Source organism: Aureimonas sp. CAS (assembly GCF_059838215.1).
Genome location: NZ_CM187563.1, coordinates 1,143,550 through 1,162,220, shown reverse-complemented (window position 1 = coordinate 1,162,220; position 18,671 = coordinate 1,143,550). Strand labels below are relative to the sequence as shown.

The following is an 18,671-nucleotide window of genomic DNA, read 5'->3' as shown; positions in this document are numbered from 1 at the left end:
CCGTCAGTGCGCCTGAGGGTCGGGCGATTCGGCCGGAATGTCGAGGGCGACGCGAAGGCCGGGTCCGGCATCCTCCAGGACGAGCTCGCCGCCGTGAACGCGCGCGATCGCCTGGACCAGCGACAGGCCGAGGCCGGAGCCCGGCTTGGTCCGGCTCTCGTCGAGGCGGTAGAAGCGCTCCAGCACGCGGCCGCGCTTCTCGGCCGGCACGCCCGGCCCGTTGTCGGAGACCGACAGGCGCCAGTCCTGTCCCTTGCGCTCCAGCCGGACCACGATCCGGGCCTCGCCTTCCGAGGGCCGTCCGTATTTCAGGGCGTTGTCCACGAGGTTGGAAAGCGCCTGCGCGACGAGCTCGCGGCTGACGAGAGCCGGTGCCGCGTCGGGAACCTCGACCTGGAGCGAGGCGCCCGCATCCTCGGCCAGGGGCTCGTAGAGCTCGGCGATCTCGCGCAGGACGGCCGAAAGATCGATCTCGGCCTTCTCGATCGGGTGGAAGCCGGATTCCACCCGGCTGATCATCAGAAGCGCGTCGAAGGTGCGGATCATCCCGTCGGCCTCCGCGACCGCGCCTTCGAGGGCGGCGCGCGGATCGGCGTCGCAGGAGCGGTCCGCGAGCGCGGCCTCCGCGCGGTTGCGCAGCCGGGTCAGCGGCGTCTTCAGATCGTGCGCGATGTTGTCGGACACCTGCCGGAGCCCCGCCTGGAGGAGCGCGATGCGGCCGAGGAGCCGGTTCAGATTGTCGGACATGCGGTCGAATTCGTCACCCGCCCCGGTGACGGGAAGGCGCTCGGTCAGATCGCCGGAGAGAATGCGGTCGGAGGAGGCCGACATGCGGTCGATCCGCTGGAGCGCGGTGCGCCCGACGAAGAACCAGGCGAGAAGCGCGCCCGCCCCCATGAGGCCGAGGGCGAGGATCAGCGCGTTGCGCACGATCAGGCGGAAGCGCTCCTGGTCGGTCTGGTCGCGCCCGACGAGGATGCGCATGCCGTTCGGCAGCTGCACGACCTCCGCGAGCGCCAGATGCGGGCCGGACTCGGCGCCGTCGCCGAAGCGGCGATAGGCGAAGAGTCCGTCCGTGAAGCCGGCGCGGTCGAGCACGCCCACCTCCAGGCTTTCGACGTTGCCGGCGAGGATCCGGCCCGTCGCGTCCGTCATGAGATAGAGCGAGGCGCCGGGCCGGCGCGAGCGCTGGTCGATGGAGCGCACGAGGCCGACGATGCCGGCCCGTTGATAGGTGCGGTCCAGCTGACCGAGCTCCTCGCGGATCGCCTCCTCGCTCTGCCCCTGCAGGATCGAGGAGGCCGTCGCCGTGACATAGACCACGAGCACGACCGCGAAGAGCGCGAAGAGAGCGAGGTAGACGGCCGAAAGACGCACGGCCGTCATGCGCATCAGGGCGCGCAGCCGTCCCAAAGGTCAGGCCTCGAGGCGCATGATGTAGCCGGAGCCGCGGACGGTGTGCAGGATCGGCTTGTCGAAGTCGCGCTCGATCTTGGCCCGCAGGCGCGAGATGTGGACGTCGATGACGTTGGTCTGGGGGTCGAAATGATAGTCCCAGACATTCTCCAGAAGCATGGTGCGCGTCACCACCTGCCCGGCATGCTTCATCAGATATTCGAGCAGGCGGAATTCGCGCGGCTGGAGCACGATGGAGCGGCCGGCGCGCTTCACCTCGTGGGAGAGGCGGTCGAGTTCGAGGTCGCCCACCTTGTAGACGGTCTCGACGTCCTTGCCGCCCCGGCGGCGGCCGAGGACCTCGACGCGGGCCAGAAGCTCGGAGAAGGCGAAGGGCTTGGACAGATAGTCGTCGCCGCCGGCCCGAAGGCCCGTCACGCGGTCGTCCACCTGTCCGAGGGCCGAGAGGATGAGAGCCGGCGTCTGGTCGCCCTTCTCGCGCAGCCCCGAAATGACCGAGAGCCCGTCGCGCTGTGGGAGCATGCGGTCCACGACGAGGACGTCGTAGTTCTGCGTCTCGGCCATGTGGAAGCCGCTGGCCCCGTCGGCCGCGTGGTCGGCGACGTGGCCCGCCTCTCGCAGCGCCTTCAGGAGATAGGACGCGGCCTCGCGGTCGTCCTCGATGACAAGGATCCTCATGGGCTCGGATGTAGCATGGACCCCGGCTGAATCGATGCCGGACTCGGAGATATGCGTCCCGGCGAATTGCGTCATCGTCTGAGGCTCCCGATACGGAAGGGGCGAGGCGGCGTGTCGCCGCCCCGCCCCCGTTGAAGCATGGACCGAATGGCGGACCGCTCAGCCCTCGGCGATCGGCAGGGCGATGAAGCGGTTGCCCTCGCCGGAGCGGATCTGCAGGAGCGCGGCGCGGCGCCCGGCCTCGGAGGCCTCCTGGAGAGCCGCCTCGACGCTCGCCTGGTCGGTGACCTCGACGCCGTTCACCGCCACGATCACGTCGCCGGCCGAGATGCCGCGGGTCGCGGCCTCGGAGTCGGGATCGACGTCGGTCACCACCACGCCCTCGCCGTCCTCGGACGGGGTCAGGGTCAGGCCGTAGCCCGGCAGCGAGGACGGGTCGGTCGGGATCGAGCGCGAGCCCGGAGCCGCCGGCGCGCCGCCGCCGTCGATCGAGGCCAGATCGCCGAGCGTGACGGCGATGGTCTGCTCCTCGCCGTTGCGCCAGATGCCGATCTCGACCTCGCTTCCCGGCCGGAAGCCGGCGATGGTGCGCGACAGGTCGCGCGGGGTCTCGACCGCCTGTCCGTTCACCGCGGTGATGACGTCGCCGTCGCGGATGCCGGCCTGCGAGGCGGGCGTCTCCTCCTCGGGGAGGGTGACGAGGGCGCCCGCGTCGTTCTCCAGGCCCACCGCCTCTGCGATCTCCTCGCTGACGGGCTGGATGGAGACGCCGAGCCAGCCGCGCTGGACGCTGCCGCGCTCGCGCAGCGATTCCACCACGTTCTTCACGGTCGAGGCGGGAATGGCGAAGGCGATGCCGACATTGCCGCCGGACGGCGAGAAGATCGCCGTGTTCACGCCGATCACTCGGCCTTCCAGGTCGAAGGCCGGGCCACCGGAATTGCCGCGGTTCACCGCCGCGTCGATCTGGATGAAGTCGTAGTCGGGACCCGCGCCGATGTCGCGGCCGCGCGCCGAGACGATGCCGGCCGTCACCGAGCCGCCGAGGCCGAACGGATTGCCGACGGCGACCACCCATTCGCCGACGCGCACGGCGTTGTCGTCCGCGAACTCGACATAGGTGAATTCGCGCGTGTCGGAATCGACCTTCAGAAGCGCCAGATCCGTGCGCGGGTCGGTGCCGACCAGCTCGGCCTCGAACTCGGTGCCGTCGTCGAGAATGATCGTGTAGGCCTCGCCGTTCTCGACCACGTGGTTGTTGGTGACGAGATAGCCGTCGGCCGAGACGAAGAAGCCCGAACCCTGCGCCATGGACGGACGCGGCTGGCGCTCGCGGCGCGGACCGCCCTGGCCGAAGGGCGAGCCCTCCGGATTGCCGAAGTCGAAGAAGCGGCGCAGCGGATGGTCCGGCGGCAGATTGTCGAAGGGGCTCTCGGCGCCCGGCCCGCCACGGCCGCCCGGCCGACCGGCCGGACCGCCCTCGGCGCCGCGCACGCGCACCGAGACGACGGCCGGGGAGACCCGCTCGACGACGTCGGCGAAGCCGAAATTCTGCTGCGGCGCCTCGACGGCGACCGGCTGGGCGTAGCTGGGGCCGACCTGCGTCATGGTTCCGCCGGCGAAGGCGACGCCGGCGAGACCCGCCGCGAACACCGCGGCCGTCAGACGCTTGCCTCGGGTCTTGAGAAGATTGCGCATCGAGATCCTCACTGGAAATTCGCTCGGCGGGCGTCGGCCCGTAGTGCCCGGAACGCCCGCCGTCGACAGGCAAGATAGGAAGCCGCAGCTTACGGCAGCTTTGCGGGCGGGTGAAATCTTCGTAAGGTAGGCCGACCTTTTCAGGTGGCCGGCGGTTCGCGAGCCGCAACCGCCGCGACGCCTATTCATCCGTCCATGGGAGAGAGACGATGAGCACGCTACGCAAGCCCATGCCCGCGAACGACCACCCGATCGCCCTGAAGGACCGCTCGCTTCTGGAAAGCCGTGCGCTCGTGGCGGGCGAATGGGTGGAAGGCGACAAGACCTTCGACGTCACCGACCCTTACGACGGCTCGCTCGTCGCCTCCGTGCCGGACCTGACGGTTCAGGACGCGCGCCGCGCGATCGAGGCCGCCGCCAAGGCGCAGAAGGACTGGGCGAAGAGAAGCGCCAAGGAGCGGGCCGGCGTCCTGATGGCCTGGTTCCGCCTGATCCACGAGAACGTCGACGATCTGGCCGCCATCCTCACCGCCGAGCAGGGCAAGCCGCTGGCGGAGGCCAAGGCCGAGATCGTCTCGAACGCGGCCTATCTCGAATGGTTCGCCGAAGAGGCCAAGCGCATCGACGGCGACATCATCCCCGGCCCGAACGTTGGCCAGCGCATCCTCGTCATGAAGCAGCCGGTCGGGGTCTGCGCGGCGGTGACGCCCTGGAACTTCCCGAACGGGATGATCACCCGCAAGGTCGGGCCGGCGCTCGCCGCAGGCTGCTCGATGGTCTTGAAGCCCGCCGCGCAGACGCCGCTCTCGGCGCTCTCGCTCGCCGTCCTGGCCGAGCGCGCCGGCGTACCGAAGGGCCTCTTCTCGGTGATCACCACCAAGGACGCCAAGGCCTTCGGCACGGAGATCTGCAAGAACCCGACGGTCGCCAAGATCACCTTCACCGGCTCCACCGGGGTCGGCAAATGGCTGATGCGCGAGGGCGCCGACAAGATCGCGCGGCTTTCGCTGGAGCTCGGCGGCAACGCGCCCTTCATCGTCTTCGACGACGCGGACCTCGACGCGGCGGCCGACGGCGCGCTCGCCTCGAAGTTCCGCAACGCCGGCCAGACCTGCGTGTGCGCCAACCGCATCTACGTGCAGGAGAGCGTCGTCGAGGCCTTCACGCAGAAGCTTCTGGAGCGCGTGGCGACCCTTAAGCTCGGGCGCGGCACGGAGGGCGGCGTCACGATGGGTCCGCTCATCGACGAGAACGCGGTGAAGAAGATGGAGGAGCATCTGGCCGATGCCAGGGCCAAGGGCGCCAAGGTCGAGACCGGCGGCAAGCGCTCCGATCTCGGCTCCACCTTCTTCGAGCCGACCATCGTCTCGGGCGCGACGCAGGAGATGCTGGTGGCGCGCGAGGAGACCTTCGCGCCGCTCGCGCCGATCATCGCCTTCAAGGACGAGGAGGAGGTGCTCGCCATGGCCAACGCCTCGGAGTTCGGCCTCGCCTCCTATTTCTACGCCCGCGACGTCAGCCGCATTTTCAAGGTGGCGGAGGGGCTGGAATCGGGCATGGTCGGCGTCAACACGGCGGCGCTCGCCAACGAGATGGCGCCCTTCGGCGGCGTCAAGCAGTCCGGCCTCGGCCGCGAGGGATCGAAATACGGGATCGAGGGGTATCTGGAGATCAAGTACATCGCGCTCGCCGGGCTTTGAGCGGCACGGTCTCGACGGTGCCGTAACGGTGGCATCGATCGAGACCTTGTCCGAACGAGGCGCCATCCCTCTCCCGCCTGTGGGAGAGGGTGGCCGCGAAGCGGCCGGGTGAGGGCATCGAAGGGCGCGCCGGTCCGACACCGACCGGCTTCGCCGCCCATCATCCGCCTGCCGGCACCTCATCCCGCCAGCGAGAAGAAGGCTGACCACAAGACGTTTGCACGCGTCACGCCCTCATCCGCCTGCCGGCACCTTCTCCCGCAGGCGGGAGAAGGGAGCGGCGTCTACGCTTTCGTGCCCCTCGCATGGGGAATAATTTTGCGCGAAAGCGGGAGCGGGACGATCCGCGGTCCTTGCGCCCCTCCTCCCCTCGGCCCATTCTCCGCCAACATCCGAGCCGGCAGCCAGCATTCCCATGACCGAACCGACCAGCCTGCCCCCGAGGGCGATCGAGCGCACGCCCCGCGTCGCCGATCTGGCGACGCTTCCCGTCTTCTTCGACCTGTCGGGCAAGCGCGCGGTTCTGGCCGGCGGGTCGGAGGCCGCGGCCTGGAAGGCCGAGCTCCTCGCCGCCGCGGGGGCCCATGTCGAGGTCTACGCGCCGTCGGACGACCTCAGCGGCGAGATGGCCGAGCTGATCGCCGCGCCCCGGACCACCGGGTCGCTCGCGCATCACGACCGGCCCTGGGGCCTCGACGCCTTCGCGGGCGCGGTCGTCGCGGTGGCGGACTGCGGGAGCGAGGCCGAGGCACAGGCCTTCGCCTGCGCCGCGCGCGCCGCGGGCGTGCCCCACAACGTCATCGACAAGCCCGCCTTCTGCGCCTTCCGGTTCGGCACGATCGTCAACCGCTCGCCGCTCGTCGTCGGCATCGCCACCGACGGCGCCGCCCCCATTCTCGGCCAGGCCGTGCGCCGGCGCATCGAGACCCTGCTGCCGCCCGCCCTGAAGGATTGGGCCGGCCTTGCCGCCTCGGTGCGCGCGCAGGCGATCGAGCGCCTCGCCCCCGGCCCCGCACGCCGCGCCTTCTGGGAGCGCTTCTCCGACCTCGCCCTCACCGACCGCCATCCCGAGCGGGCCAAGGCGAACGCCCTTCTGGCGCAGGTCGAGACGGACGCCGCGACGCCCGCCGCCTCGGGCGGCCGCGTCACGCTCGTCGGCGCCGGCCCCGGCGAGGCCGAGCTCCTGACGCTGAAGGCGGTGCGCGCGCTGCAGTCGGCCGACGTCATCCTCTTCGACGACCTCGTCTCCGACGAGATCCTGGAGCTCGCCCGGCGCGAGGCCAAGCGCATGCTGGTCGGCAAGCGCGGCGGGCGGGAAAGCTGCCGGCAGGAGGACATCAACGCCACGATGGTGCGGCTCGCCAAGGCGGGCAAGCACGTGGTGCGGCTGAAGTCGGGCGACGTCGCCGTGTTCGGGCGGGCCGGCGAGGAGCTGGCCGAGCTGCGCCGCCATTCGATCCCCGTCGCGATCGTGCCCGGCATCACGGCGGCCTCGGCGCTGGCGGCCGCCTTCGGCGTCTCGCTCACCCACCGCGACCATGCGCAGGCGCTGCGCCTCGTCACCGGCCATTCGCGAAAAGGCATCCTGCCCGAAGACCTCGACTGGACGGCGCTGGCCGCGCCGCGCGCCACCACGATCTTCTACATGGGCGGGCGCACGGCCGGCGCCATCGCCGCGCGGCTGATCGCCGAGGGCGCCTCGCCCGCGACGCCCGTCGCGGTCGCCGCCAACCTCTCGCGCGCCGACGAAACGCGCGAGACCGGAACGCTCGCGAACCTCCAAGCCATCGTCGCGCGCATCGGATACGACCGCCCCATCCTCATCGGCGTCGGTGACGTCTTCGGGGAGGTCGAGGAAGGCGTGCTGACCGGCGATCCACTCCGCGTTTCAGCGGCGGTCTAGGAGCTCGGCGATCCGCCGCTCTTCGTCGGGGCTGAGGCTGACGGGCGCGGGCCGGTTGCGGCCGCGCGCCGACAGGAGAAGGAAGACGAGGCCGGCCAGGAGGATCGCCGCCGGCGCCGCCCAGAGCGCGATCGTCTGCCACGTCACACGCGGGCGCAGGAGCACGAACTCGCCGTAGCGCGAGACGAGATAGGTCTCGACTTGCTCGTCGCTGTCGCCCGCCACCAGCCGCTCGCGAACCAGCAGTCGCAGATCGCGCGCCAAGGGCGCGGAGGACGCGTCGATCGACTCGTTCTGGCAGACCATGCAGCGAAGGCCCGCCGAGAGATCGCGCGCCCGGCTCTCCAGGACGGGATCGGCCAGCACCTCGTCGGGCTGAACCGCCATAGCGGGGACGGCGAACGCCATCGCCAGCGCGACGAGGGCGAGCCGCAGCCCCCTCACGCGGGCACCTCGCGGCCCCTCGCCCGCTCGGCCTTCACGCGACGGCTCGGCGCGCCGACCCGCAGGCGCCGGTCGCAGAGCGAGACGACGCCGCCGAGCGACATCAGGACGGTGCCGTACCAGATCAGCGTCACCAGCGGCTTGGTCCAGACGCGCACGACCGTCCGGCCGTCGTTCGCCACCGGATCGCCGAGCGCGACATAGACCTGGGTGAAGATTTCCGTGTGGATGCCGGCTTCCGTCGTCGGCACCTGCCGGGCCGGATAGAAGCGGCGGCCGCTGTCGATCCGGCCGCGTTCGCGCCCGTCGTGAAGGACGGTGAACGTGCCCGCCTCCTCGACATAGTTCGGCCCCTCGCGCGGCGCGATGCCCTCGAAGCGCACGGCGTATCCGCCCGCCTCCACCGTCTGGCCGGGCTCCATGACGAGAACGGTCTCGGTCTCGAAGCTCGACACGGCGACGATGCCGAGCACCGTCACGCCCAGCCCGAAATGGGCGAGCGCCGTGCCGAAGGCCGACCGCGGCAGGCCGGCGAGGCGCTTGAACCCCGTGGCGAGCCCGACCTTGGCGAAGGCCGCCCTGCCCCAGAGATCGACGAGGCTGCCGGCGAGGAGCCAGACCGCAAGGCCGAAGCCGAAGGCGGCGAGGATGCGCGTTCCCTCCACGACCGCGAGCGTCGCCAGCATGACGGACAGAGCGAGCCCGACCGCGAAGTAGAGGCGCTGCGCCGCCGCCAGGAGGTCGCCGCGCTTCCAGGCGAGCAGCGGCCCGAAGGGCACGGCCAGGAGCAGCGGGACCATCAGGGGGCCGAAGGTCATGTCGAAGAAGGGCGGGCCGACGGAGATCTTGGTTCCCGTCAGCGTCTCCAGGACCAGCGGGTAGAGCGTGCCGATCAGGACGGTGGCGGTGGCCGTCGTCAGGAAGAGGTTGTTGAAGACCAGCGAGCCTTCCTTCGAGATCGGCGCGAAGAGCCCGCCGGGCTCCAGTTCGCTGGACCGCCACGCGAAGAGCGCGAGCGAACCGCCGATGAAGACGCATAGAATGGCGAGGATGAAGACGCCGCGCTCGGGATCGACCGCGAAGGAGTGGACCGAGGTGAGGACGCCGGAGCGCACCAGGAAGGTGCCGAGCAGCGACAGCGAGAAGGTCAGGATCGCCAGAAGCACGGTCCAGATCTTCAGGGCCGAGCGCTTCTCCATGACGAGGGCGGAGTGCAGCAGCGCGGTGCCCGTCAGCCACGGCATGAAGGAGGCGTTCTCCACCGGGTCCCAGAACCACCAGCCGCCCCAGCCGAGCTCGTAATAGGCCCAGTAGGAGCCCATGGAGATGCCCGCCGTCAGGAACACCCAGGCCGCCAGCGTCCAGGGCCGGACCCAGCGCGCCCAGGCCGCGTCGATGCGCCCGTCGATCAGCGCCGCGACGGCGAAGGAGAACGAGATCGAGAAGCCGACATAGCCGAGATAGAGGAGCGGCGGATGGATCGCGAGCCCGATGTCCTGAAGGATCGGGTTGAGGTCCTGCCCCTCCAGCGGCGGCACGTCCACCCGCAGGAACGGGTTGGACGTGAAGATGATGAAGAGGAGGAACGCCCCGGTGATCCAGGCTTGCACGGACAGGACGTTGGCGCGCAGGCTCGCCGGAAGGTCCTTTCCGAACAGGGCGACGGTCGCGCCGAACAGCGCCAGGATCAGCACCCAGAGGAGCATGGACCCCTCGTGGTTCCCCCAGACGCCGGTGATCTTGTAGATCATGGGTTTGAGCGAATGGGAGTTCTGGACGACGTTCGCGACCGAGAAGTCCGAGGTCACATAGGCCGTCGTCAGCGCCGCGAAGGACAGCGAGAGCAGCGCCAGCGTCGCCACCGCCGTCGCGGGCCCCGTGTCCATCAGGCGCAGCGAACCGGTGCGCGCGCCGACGATCGGCAGGACCGACTGGACGAGCGACATCGCCAGCGCCAGAACCAGCGCGAAATGGCCGAGCTCGACGGTCACGAGCCGCTCTCCGGCAGGGCTTCGCCCGGCGGCTGCGAGAGCGCCTGCGGCGCGAGCCCCTCGCCCTCCTGCCAAAGGCCCCGCGCCTTCAGGTCGTCCACCACCTCGCGCGGCATGTAGGTCTCGTCGTGCTTGGCGAGCACGGTGTCGGCGGCGAACACGCGGTCCGGCCCGAGCATGCCCTCCGTCACGACGCCCTGCCCTTCCCGGAAGAGATCGGGCAGAAGTCCGGTGTAGACGACGGGCACGCTCTCGATCGAATCCGTCACGCGGAACCGCACCGTCTCCCCGGCTCCGCGTTCCACCGAACCGGCTTCCACGATGCCGCCGAGCCGCACGCGCTGCTGCGTCGCGGCCTCCGCCGCCATCAGGTCGGTCGGCGAGTTGAAGAAGGCGACGGAATCCGACAGAGCGGTCAGCACGAGCCCGGCGGCGATGCCGATGACCGCGACCATGGCGCCGATGCCGGCGAGGCGCTTCTGCTTGCGCGTCATGGGCGCGCCTCCGAGCTGACGACGAAGCCGGCGCGCGCGCCCACATCGGCGATGCGGGCCCACTCCTCCGTCTGCGTTCCGAAGACGGCGCGGGCCCGCTCCAGCGCCGCCTGTCCCGCCGCCTCGTCGCCGAGGACGCCGTAGGCCTGAACCAGCCGCGCCCAGCCCTCGGCGTCGTTCGGCTGCGCCTCCAGCCGGCTCGCGAGCCCGGCGACCATGCCCTCGATCATTTCGTCCTGAGCCTCGGCCGGCACGGCGGCGGCGCGCTCGACGATCTCCGCCGGAGAGGGACCGGAGGAATCCGGCGCGCGACCTTCGGCCTGAGCCAGCGCGGCCTCGGCCATTCCCCGCCAGGGCGCGTCCTGCGGCGCCTCGGCCAGGAGCGCGGTCCAACCGGCCGCCGCCTCGTCCATGCGTCCTTCCTGCGTCGCGTCGAGGGCGAGGAAGAGCCGCGGTACGAGACGATCCGGGTCGAGTTCGTTGGCGCGTGCGAAGGCCGCCCGCGCTCCGTCCGTCACCTCGCCGCCGGCCCGGCGCACCTGCACCTCGCCATAGCCGGTCAGGCGGTGCGCGCTTTCGCCAAGGAGCGCCAGCGCATTGCGGTAGGCGGTTTCGGCGCGCTCCAGATCGCCGCTCTGAGCGTAGATCGGCGCCAGAACGTCCCAGCCGCGCCCGTCCTGCGGGTTTTCCGCCAGCCGCGCTTCGGCGGCCGCCACCATCGAGGACAGGCTTCCGCCGTCCGCGACGGCGATGTTGCGCTCGCCCGACTGGCGGGCGGCGAGCGGCATGTCGGGCCGCTGCGGCGAGCCCGTGTGGGCGTAGAGCGCGAGCGCCGAGGCGGGCAGGCCGAGCACGGCCAAGACGCCGAGGGCGACGGCCCACCGGCGCTCGCCGCCCTTGACCCGTCCGGGGGTGGCGGACGCGGCCCGAAGGAGCCGGCGGCCGATCTCGGCCCGCGCCGTCCCGGCGTCCTCCGGCGCGATCGCGCCCCGCTTCACGTCCGCGTCGAGCTCGGCGAGCTGCGCCGCATAGACGTCGACGTCCCGTCCGGCGGCGACCCTGTCCTCCCCGCGCTGCAGCAGCGGCCAGAGCACGAAGGCCGTCACGAGCGCGGTCAGGAGAAGGGCAAGGATCCAGAACATCGGCACCGGGTCGTCGAGGCGACGATCTCAATGACCGCCGCGTCCGCAGAAGGCATGGCTCGGCGACCGGCTTTCGCCCGCGCTTGTCGCGACGACACGAGGACGGTCTTCGAGGGGATTACGCCCCGAACGCCCTGTCATGCAAGAAAGGCGACAGCGCGGCGGTTCAGACGGGCGTCCACAAGGAGCCGCTGCGGCAGGCGCTGCCCACCTCCTGCGTCGAGCCCGACTGGCCGGAGATGCGGTGCGTGTAGCCGCGGCAGTCCTGGGAGCCGATGCGGTAGAGCTGCGTCGGGATGACCTCGCCGCGATAGCCGCCCGCTTCCCAGGATGTGGGAACGCCGACGCGGCCGAACTGCAACGCCTGATACTCGGCCTCCAGAGCCTGCCGCAGCGCCGCCTCGGGAAGGCTCACGCGCGTCGATTGGCCGACGAGCCCGCCGCGCAGCGCCGCGACGCTTTCGGAGGCCGGCGTCAGGGCGGGCGCGGTCGAAAGGCAGCCCGTCAGGCCGAGAAGGAGGAAGGGCAGAAGGCTGCGAAGCACGATCGACATGGCGTTTCCGGACGTTGGACGCTTACGAGATTGTCTCGCCCGCCGCTTGCGGCAAGTCCAGTTCGGCCTTTAGTCCGCCCAAAGCCGAGCGGTCCAGTCGAAATGTGCCCCGGTATTGCAGGACGGTATCGGAGACGATCGACAGGCCGAGGCCGCTGCCCGCCTTCGCCTCGTCGAAGCGCCGGCCGCGCTTGGTCGCCTCGGCCATCTTCTCCGGACCGAGACCCGGCCCGTCATCCTCCACGACGAGCCGGAAACGCTCGGGCCCGGCCGCGGCGAGCGTCACGAGAATGCGCCCGTTGCTCCATTTGGCGGCGTTCTCGAACAGATTGCCGACCATCTCCTCCAGATCCTCGCGCTCCCCTCCGAAGACGATTCGCCGGCTCGCCTTCGGTAAAGCGAGTTCCAGATCGAGGGCGGGGTTCAGCCGCCGGATCACCTTGGCGAGCCGCTCCAGCGAGGGGACGACGGGCGTCCGCGCGACCGTGCCTTCGCTCGATGCGGCCATGCGCGCGCGGTCGAGATAATGCTGCACCTGCACGCGCATGCCTTCGGCCTGCTCGGCCACGAGACGCCCCTTCTCGCCGCCGATCGCGTCCGCCTCGTTGGTAAGGACGGCGATCGGGGTCTTCAGGGAATGGGCGAGATTGCCGACCTGCGTGCGGGCGCGCTCCACCACCCGCCGGTTGTTCTCGATCAGCGCGTTCATCTCGCCCGCCAGCGGCGCGATCTCGGCCGGGAACGGCCCGTTCAGCCGTTCGGCGCGGCCGGAGCGGACGTCGAAGAGCGCCCGCCGCACCCGTGTCAGCGGCCGAAGCCCGTAAAGAATGGCGAGCGCGTTCAACAGGATGGAGCCGAGACCGAAGAGGCCGAAATAGAGCGCCAGCTGGCGGTTGAAGGCCGAGACGCCCGCATCCACCGCGCTGGCGTTGCCCATGGCACGGAACCGCGCGACGTGGTCGGCCGGGTCGAGCGCGACCTCCATCTCCTCGACATGCACGATCTCGCCGTCCAGCCCTTCCGCCCGGTAGGAGCGGCGGTACTGCACGTCGAACGGCACCTCCTCGACGGAGGGCGCCTCGATCCGTCCGCTGCCGAGGGAAACCGAGGTCAGGCGCCCCAGCGTCGCGCCGTTCACCGGCACGACCTCCCAGTACCAGCCGGAGAGCGGGCGCGAGAAGGCGAGATTGCCGAGGTTCGGCGAGCCCGTCAGGAACCCCGCCTCGTTCACGCCGACCGAATTGACGAGGTTGAAGAGCTGCGCGTCCACCAGCGCCTCGAAGCTGGTCGTGACGGCGCGCTCGTAGAGGGTCGAGATCAGTCCGCCGACGACGAGGAAGGCCGTCAGGGCCCAGACGCTCGACAAGGCGACGACCCGGACCGCGAGGCTCTGCGTCCAGCGGCGCCAGCCCTTTCGCGCGGCGTCCATGGGTCTTGCGGCCGCGCCCTCGTCCAAGATCTCAGCCGTCCGTCTTCATGCGGTAGCCGAGCCCGCGCACCGTCTCGATCATGTCGTTGCCGATCTTGCGGCGCAGCCGCCCGACGAAGACCTCGATCGTGTTGGAGTCGCGGTCGAAATCCTGGTCGTACATGTGCTCGATCAGCTCCGAGCGCGAGACGATCTCGCCGGCATGGTGCATCAGATAGGAGAGCAGCCGGAACTCGTGCGAGGTCAGCTTCAGCGGCGCACCGTCGAGGCTGGCGCGCGAGGCCTTGGTGTCCAGCCGCAGCGGCCCGCAATTGATCTCGGACGAGGCATGCCCGGCTGCCCGGCGGATCAGCGCGCGGATACGGGCCAGGACCTCCTCGATGTGGAAGGGCTTGGCGACGTAGTCGTCCGCGCCGGCATCGATCCCGGCCACCTTGTCGCTCCAGCGGTCGCGCGCGGTCAGGATGAGCACGGGCATCGCCCGCCCGTCGCGGCGCCAGCGCTCCAGGACGCTGATCCCGTCCATCTCCGGCAGGCCGACATCGAGAATGACCGCGTCGTAGGGCTCGGTGTCGCCGAGGAAGTGTCCCTCCTCGCCGTCGAAGGCCTTGTCCACGACGTAGCCGGCGCCGGTCAGCGCCTCGTCGAGCTGGCGGTTCAGATTGCGGTCGTCTTCGACGATCAGAATGCGCATGCAGGCCGTCCCTTGCCGATCACTCGTCCCTCTGGCCCGCGATCAGCCCGGCAGGGTGATCGTGGTGCGGCGCGGGCGCTCGCCGCCCTGTCCGGGGATGAGCACGGTGACGACGCAGACCGTCTGCCCGCCCTGGTTCGAGGCGGAGACGGAGAGCACCTGTCCGCCCGTCTGCGCGGCGGCCTGCGCGGCGGCGGCGCTGCAATCGGCCTGAGCGAGCTGCATGGGCTCGGCCGTCGCCGCCTCCTCCGCTTCTTCGTATCCGGGCTGAGCCATGGACGTCAGGAACGCCTCTCCCCCGCCGAAGCGGCGGCGGAGGTCGCGCCTGCGGCCAGAAGAGCGCAAGTCAGGAGCGTTCGAAAGTGGAGGAGAGCGGTCATGGCGGGCCCGTTCGTCGATTGCCCTCATCTAGTAGCGCTCGGCCGCTGAATGTCGAATGAATGGCGCCGCCCTCGGCCGGTCGGAGGGGCGGCGCCGAAGCCTCTTCTTAGCGGATCGGGGCGTTCGCCTGGAAGCGGCCGAGGATCGCGACGAGAGCGCCCACTGCCGCGGCGAGGTTGGTCAGAGCCGAGACCATCGCCTCGCTCGCCTCCGCGCTCGTCTCGATCCCGAACAGCCCCGCGACCGCCGCGGCCAGCGCGACGCTCGCGCCCCAGATCGTCTTCGACCGGTACCATTCCTTCGTCATCGTCTTCTCCTTCTGCTGTTGATCAGGGGCCGCGCGAGAGGCGCAGGCGTCGCGGCGTTCCGGCCCCGACGGCGAGCGACATCTGCGCGACGGCGATGTCGAGAACCGCCGGCTCGGCGCCGAAGGCTGCGTCGAGGCGCTCGGGCGACAGCGTCGCGGCCGGCTCCGCCGTCTCGATCCCGATCCTTCGCCCCGTCCCGTCCGCGATCTCGACGCGGTAGCGCTCGATCTCCTCGCCGAGCGGGATCTCGATGCCCTCCCAGCGATCCGCGTTCAGGCGCGAGCGCCGGATCCAGTCGAGGACGAGCGCCCCGGTCGGATCGAAGCGGCCGCGCAGATGCACGGGCGAAAGCGGCAGGAGCGCCCGTTCGCCGAGCGCCTGCGTCACGTCGATCGCGGCCTCGTCGTCGAGCGCGCGACCGGCGGGCGTGACCCGCCAGCGGAGCGGCTGGCCGATCTCGGAGGGCGAGACGCCCGCCGGGATCACCGCTTCGTCGAGGAGGACGAAGGGCGAGCCGACCGGCGCGCCGGCGGCGGCTGCGTCCTCCGTGCCGGCCTGCGCCCGCATGAGCCCCGTCAGGCGGAAGCGCCGGGGCGCGACCTCCTCGGCGGTCTCGAACTGCACGACCTCCCACGCACCGCCGCGCGAGCGGATCGCCGCCGCGTTCCCGCCGGCCAGAAGCGCCGGCCGTCCGATGGAAGCGAGGGCGCCCGACGAAAGATCGACGAGAATGGCGTTCGCCCGGTCGATCCGGCCTTCGGGGCCGGGCCGAAGCTCTGCCGCCAGCCGTCCGACGCGCGCGGGGCGGTCGAGAAGCGCGCGCGTCGTCAGTTCGCCGCCCTCGGCCGTTGCGAAGGCGGCAAAGGGCACGAAGGGCCTCGCGAAGAGCGCGATCGCCGGCCCGCCCGCGTCGTCGCCGAGGAGCGGCAGGTCCATCAGATGCACCGCCGGGCGGGAGGCGACCAGCGGCGCACGCGGCGCGGGCCGAGCATCGTCTCCGCCGCGGGAGGGCTCCAGCCCAGGCCGGGCGAGGATGCGCGCCTCGATCCGGCGAACCGCTCCGTCCTCGATCCGCTCCACGCGCCAGCGTCCTGGAATGTCGGGGAGCGTCACGACGTCGCCGGGCTCCAGCGCGAGTTCGGCCGGAGACAGGGCGAAGCCCGCCGTCTCCCGCCCGCCCGAGCTGTCGGCCAGAAGGCCGGAGGCGAAGCGTCGCGCCTCGGCCTCGTCCAGCGTCACCGGCAGGTCCAGCGACACGCGGCGGGAGGAGCGCCCCGCCAGCGTTCCGCCGGCCGAGGCCGTGCCGCTCTGATAGGCGCGCGCGGGATCGGAGAAGCGCAAGACCGCCTCGTCGACGCCCTCGCTCGCCTCGGCGCGGCGAAGCGACACGGGCGCGCCTTCCTCCTCTTCGGCGAGCACCGTCAGGGCATGCGCGGTCGTCGCCCGCCGCGTGGAGGCGAAGGTCAGCCTCCCGTCCCTCGAATGCGCGGTCAATCCGCCGAGCCGCATCAGCGCTTCGATCTCGCCGCGTGCCGAGCCGGGCCCGGCCAGGACGAAGCCGCCGACCTCGCCGTCGACGGCGGCCACATCCGCGTCCTCGATGCCGTGGTCCTTCAGGATCGCCACGATCAGCCGGTCCAGCGGCGCCTTGCCGAGGCGTCCGGTCAGCCAGTGGCCGAGCTGCCAGTTGCCGCCGTCGCTCCACACGTCGCGGCGCTCCGGAAAGGCGGGATAGGGCCGCGCGTCCCAGGTCCAGAGATGCAACGCGCCCGGATCCACCATCGGCCCGTCATAGACCGGGGAGACCGGGTTCGCGGCGCTCGCCCAATGCTGCAGATGCGCCTCCAGGAAGCGCCGCTGCTGATGGTCGTCGCGCGCGCCGGTCGAAAAATGCGGCACGAAGCTTTCCGAGCTTTTGGGATCGACGAAGACGTTCGGCTGGTTCGCCCCCTTGTCGATCGCCGGGCAGCCGAGCTCGGTCAGCCAGATCGGCTTGGAGCGCGGCACCCAGGGGCTCGGGCTTCCCACCTCCACCCCGCCGCGCCGCTCGCGGTGCTCGTTCCCCCACCAGGAGCGCAGATCCTTGGCGCGGTAGACCCACGGCTTGCCGGCCGACCCGTCGGTGATCGGCGTGCGCCGCCGCGCCCTGCGATCCTCCTCGCCCGCATAGTACCAGTCGTAGTGCTCGCCGCTTTCGATGCCCGCGCCTAGACCGGCACGATCATAGGGGCTGGCGAGGCCGTCGGGCCCGCCGTCCTCGCGGTCCCCGGCCCGCCAGTCCGTCAGCGGCAGGTAGGAGTCGATCCCGACGACGCCGATCGCTTCGTCGGCCCAGAGGGGATCGAGATTGAAGAAGACGTCGCCCGAGCCGTCCGCCGGCTGGTAGCCGAAATACTCGCTCCAGTCGGCGGCATAGGTGATCGTCGCGCCGGGCAGGATCGTCTTCACCTCACGCGCCAGGGCGATCAGCGCCTCGACGAAGGGGAAGCGTCCCTCCCCGTCGCGCAGCCGCGTCAGCCCGCGCATTTCCGAACCGATGACGAAGGCGTCCACTCCGCCGGCCGCCGCGCAGAGCCGCGCCTGATGCAGCACCATCCGCCGATAGGACCATTCCTGTCCGGAGACGAAGCGCTCGATGTCGACGCGTGCTCGAGCCGTTCCATCGACGGTCCCGGAGCGGTTCTCCGCGATGTCGAGGCTCATGCGGCCACGCCAGGGGTAGGCCGCCTGGCTCCCGTCCGAGTGCGGGTCGGGCAGGCCGTTCCCGGCCGGCACGTCCATCAGCAGGAACGGGTAGTGCGTCACCTTCAGCCCGCGTGCCTTCAGCGCGCGGATCGACCGGATCACCCCGTCGTCGGACGGCGTGCCGCCATAGGCCGGTCCGCCGTCCGAGCGGCTGACGAGGCGTGCCTCCCCGCGCCCGATCCCGTCGACGCTCCAGCCTTCCGTCTCCTCGCGCCGCGCCACCTCCACGCCCGGCCGCACGCTCGCATGGCCGCAGCGCAGATCGTCCGCGAACCAGGCGACGATCAGCGCCGCGCGCTCCAGCTTCGGGCAGAGAGCCGTCAGCTCGTCGAGCGAGGCGGCGACGTCGTTGCCCGCATGGGAAACGTTGCGGTTGGCGACCCGGTCGACGCCCGGCTCCAGCCGTTCGCGCACCGTCAGCGGGTCCAGCCCATGCTCGGAGGCGCCGGGAATGATGGTGACGGCGCGCATCTCCTCCTCGAGCTCGCCGATCGGGCGGATCACCTCGCAGGCGATCTGCGGCAGCCGGTTTCCCCAGCGCTCCAGCGCCAATCGCTCGAAGACGACATAGGCGAGCCCGCGATAGGCCGGCGCGTTGCCGGCGCCCTGCCGCGCCTCGATCAGCGGGTCCGGCATCTGGTCCTCGGTGCCGCGATGCACGCGCATCTCGACGCCGGTCAGGTCCAGTTCCTCGCCGTCCGCCCAGACGCGGCGGACATGGGCGATCGGCCCCTCGCAAAGGCCGATCGCGACATTGCCGTGATAGGAATAGGTCGTCACCTTCGCTCCGGCCGGCCGCCCCTTGCCGCCCTGCCGCTCGGTGGTGCGGGTTTCCTCGAAGCGGGTCGTCCAGATCACCTGTCCGGCGATCCGCGCCGTGCCGTAGAGGCGCGCGATCCCGGCACCCTCGTCGGCATCCAGAACGCGGCCGCCGCGCAGGCGCGCGCCCTCTATGGAGCGCGTGCGCGAGAACAGGCGCTGGTCCACGACACCGCCCGCCAGCGCGCCGAGCCCGCGCCCGATCATAGCGCCCGCCGGGCCGCCGACGAGGCCGCCGAGCGCCCCGCCGGCCGCCTGCAGAAGGATGGTCGCCAT

At 71.1% G+C, this 18,671-nt stretch carries 15 protein-coding genes; 2 read left to right on the top strand and 13 right to left on the bottom strand.

The window, feature by feature from the left end; genetic code table 11:
* Positions 1 to 3: 3 nt before the first annotated feature.
* The 3 genes from AC6R2M_RS05675 to AC6R2M_RS05665 all read right to left on the bottom strand — a co-directional run bounded on the left by AC6R2M_RS05675 (position 4) and on the right by AC6R2M_RS05665 (position 3,792).
* On the bottom strand, positions 4 to 1,392 hold the full coding sequence (locus AC6R2M_RS05675; protein WP_500486328.1) for a sensor histidine kinase: 1,389 nt from the start codon (positions 1,390 to 1,392) through the stop codon (positions 4 to 6).
* Between the two features lie 24 nt (positions 1,393 to 1,416).
* A complete protein-coding gene (locus AC6R2M_RS05670) occupies positions 1,417 to 2,094 on the bottom strand; it encodes a winged helix-turn-helix domain-containing protein (RefSeq protein ID WP_500486326.1) in 678 nt (225 codons plus the stop codon).
* A gap of 159 nt (positions 2,095 to 2,253) precedes the next feature.
* Entirely contained in the window at positions 2,254 to 3,792 is a 1,539-nt protein-coding gene (locus AC6R2M_RS05665; RefSeq protein WP_500486324.1) for a Do family serine endopeptidase, read from the bottom strand.
* A 209-nt stretch (positions 3,793 to 4,001) separates the two neighbouring features.
* Here AC6R2M_RS05665 and AC6R2M_RS05660 point away from each other — a divergent pair, with 209 nt between their 5' ends.
* Positions 4,002 to 5,492, top strand: coding sequence for an NAD-dependent succinate-semialdehyde dehydrogenase (locus tag AC6R2M_RS05660; RefSeq protein ID WP_500486322.1), 1,491 nt, complete (start codon positions 4,002 to 4,004; stop codon positions 5,490 to 5,492).
* Between the two features lie 415 nt (positions 5,493 to 5,907).
* The gene (gene cysG / locus AC6R2M_RS05655; protein WP_500486320.1) at positions 5,908 to 7,395 is read left to right on the top strand and encodes a siroheme synthase CysG; all 1,488 of its coding nucleotides are present in this window, start codon (positions 5,908 to 5,910) and stop codon (positions 7,393 to 7,395) included.
* On the opposite strand, the gene AC6R2M_RS05650 is transcribed toward cysG, so the two are convergent.
* The 10 genes from AC6R2M_RS05650 to AC6R2M_RS05605 form a co-directional block, all read right to left on the bottom strand.
* On the bottom strand, positions 7,381 to 7,803 hold the full coding sequence (locus AC6R2M_RS05650) for a cytochrome c-type biogenesis protein (protein WP_500487507.1): 423 nt from the start codon (positions 7,801 to 7,803) through the stop codon (positions 7,381 to 7,383). The genes cysG and AC6R2M_RS05650 overlap by 15 nt on opposite strands.
* Before the next feature lie 32 nt (positions 7,804 to 7,835).
* On the bottom strand, positions 7,836 to 9,830 hold the full coding sequence (locus AC6R2M_RS05645) for a heme lyase CcmF/NrfE family subunit (protein ID WP_500486318.1): 1,995 nt from the start codon (positions 9,828 to 9,830) through the stop codon (positions 7,836 to 7,838).
* Positions 9,827 to 10,324: a cytochrome c maturation protein CcmE gene (gene ccmE / locus AC6R2M_RS05640; RefSeq protein WP_500486316.1), complete on the bottom strand. Its 498-nt coding sequence runs from the start codon at positions 10,322 to 10,324 to the stop codon at positions 9,827 to 9,829. Before ccmE ends, AC6R2M_RS05645 begins: the two co-directional genes overlap by 4 nt.
* A complete protein-coding gene (gene ccmI, locus AC6R2M_RS05635) occupies positions 10,321 to 11,466 on the bottom strand; it encodes a c-type cytochrome biogenesis protein CcmI (protein ID WP_500486314.1) in 1,146 nt (381 codons plus the stop codon). Before ccmI ends, ccmE begins: the two co-directional genes overlap by 4 nt.
* 166 nt (positions 11,467 to 11,632) lie before the next feature.
* Positions 11,633 to 12,019 (bottom strand): hypothetical protein, encoded by a 387-nt coding sequence (locus AC6R2M_RS05630; RefSeq protein WP_500486312.1) that lies wholly within the window; start codon positions 12,017 to 12,019, stop codon positions 11,633 to 11,635.
* Between the two features lie 22 nt (positions 12,020 to 12,041).
* The gene (locus AC6R2M_RS05625) at positions 12,042 to 13,448 is read right to left on the bottom strand and encodes an ATP-binding protein (RefSeq protein ID WP_500486310.1); all 1,407 of its coding nucleotides are present in this window, start codon (positions 13,446 to 13,448) and stop codon (positions 12,042 to 12,044) included.
* A gap of 31 nt (positions 13,449 to 13,479) precedes the next feature.
* Positions 13,480 to 14,142 (bottom strand): response regulator, encoded by a 663-nt coding sequence (locus AC6R2M_RS05620; RefSeq protein ID WP_500486308.1) that lies wholly within the window; start codon positions 14,140 to 14,142, stop codon positions 13,480 to 13,482.
* Between the two features lie 42 nt (positions 14,143 to 14,184).
* Positions 14,185 to 14,418: a hypothetical protein gene (locus tag AC6R2M_RS05615; protein ID WP_500486306.1), complete on the bottom strand. Its 234-nt coding sequence runs from the start codon at positions 14,416 to 14,418 to the stop codon at positions 14,185 to 14,187.
* 211 nt (positions 14,419 to 14,629) lie between these two features.
* On the bottom strand, positions 14,630 to 14,830 hold the full coding sequence (locus AC6R2M_RS05610; RefSeq protein ID WP_500486304.1) for a hypothetical protein: 201 nt from the start codon (positions 14,828 to 14,830) through the stop codon (positions 14,630 to 14,632).
* 22 nt (positions 14,831 to 14,852) lie between these two features.
* A complete protein-coding gene (locus AC6R2M_RS05605) occupies positions 14,853 to 18,671 on the bottom strand; it encodes a baseplate multidomain protein megatron (RefSeq protein ID WP_500486302.1) in 3,819 nt (1,272 codons plus the stop codon).

Coding starts and splice junctions, on each gene's coding strand:
- AC6R2M_RS05675 (WP_500486328.1), bottom strand. CDS start 1,392: ATGCGCATGACGGCCGTGCGTCTTTCGGCCGTCTACCTCGCTCTCTTC.
- AC6R2M_RS05670 (WP_500486326.1), bottom strand. CDS start 2,094: ATGAGGATCCTTGTCATCGAGGACGACCGCGAGGCCGCGTCCTATCTC.
- AC6R2M_RS05665 (WP_500486324.1), bottom strand. CDS start 3,792: ATGCGCAATCTTCTCAAGACCCGAGGCAAGCGTCTGACGGCCGCGGTG.
- AC6R2M_RS05660 (WP_500486322.1), top strand. CDS start 4,002: ATGAGCACGCTACGCAAGCCCATGCCCGCGAACGACCACCCGATCGCC.
- cysG (WP_500486320.1), top strand. CDS start 5,908: ATGACCGAACCGACCAGCCTGCCCCCGAGGGCGATCGAGCGCACGCCC.
- AC6R2M_RS05650 (WP_500487507.1), bottom strand. CDS start 7,803: ATGGCGTTCGCCGTCCCCGCTATGGCGGTTCAGCCCGACGAGGTGCTG.
- ccmE (WP_500486316.1), bottom strand. CDS start 10,324: ATGACGCGCAAGCAGAAGCGCCTCGCCGGCATCGGCGCCATGGTCGCG.
- ccmI (WP_500486314.1), bottom strand. CDS start 11,466: ATGTTCTGGATCCTTGCCCTTCTCCTGACCGCGCTCGTGACGGCCTTC.
- AC6R2M_RS05630 (WP_500486312.1), bottom strand. CDS start 12,019: ATGTCGATCGTGCTTCGCAGCCTTCTGCCCTTCCTCCTTCTCGGCCTG.
- AC6R2M_RS05625 (WP_500486310.1), bottom strand. CDS start 13,448: ATGGACGCCGCGCGAAAGGGCTGGCGCCGCTGGACGCAGAGCCTCGCG.
- AC6R2M_RS05620 (WP_500486308.1), bottom strand. CDS start 14,142: ATGCGCATTCTGATCGTCGAAGACGACCGCAATCTGAACCGCCAGCTC.
- AC6R2M_RS05615 (WP_500486306.1), bottom strand. CDS start 14,418: ATGGCTCAGCCCGGATACGAAGAAGCGGAGGAGGCGGCGACGGCCGAG.
- AC6R2M_RS05610 (WP_500486304.1), bottom strand. CDS start 14,830: ATGACGAAGGAATGGTACCGGTCGAAGACGATCTGGGGCGCGAGCGTC.
- AC6R2M_RS05605 (WP_500486302.1), bottom strand. CDS start 18,671: ATGGCGACCATCCTTCTGCAGGCGGCCGGCGGGGCGCTCGGCGGCCTC.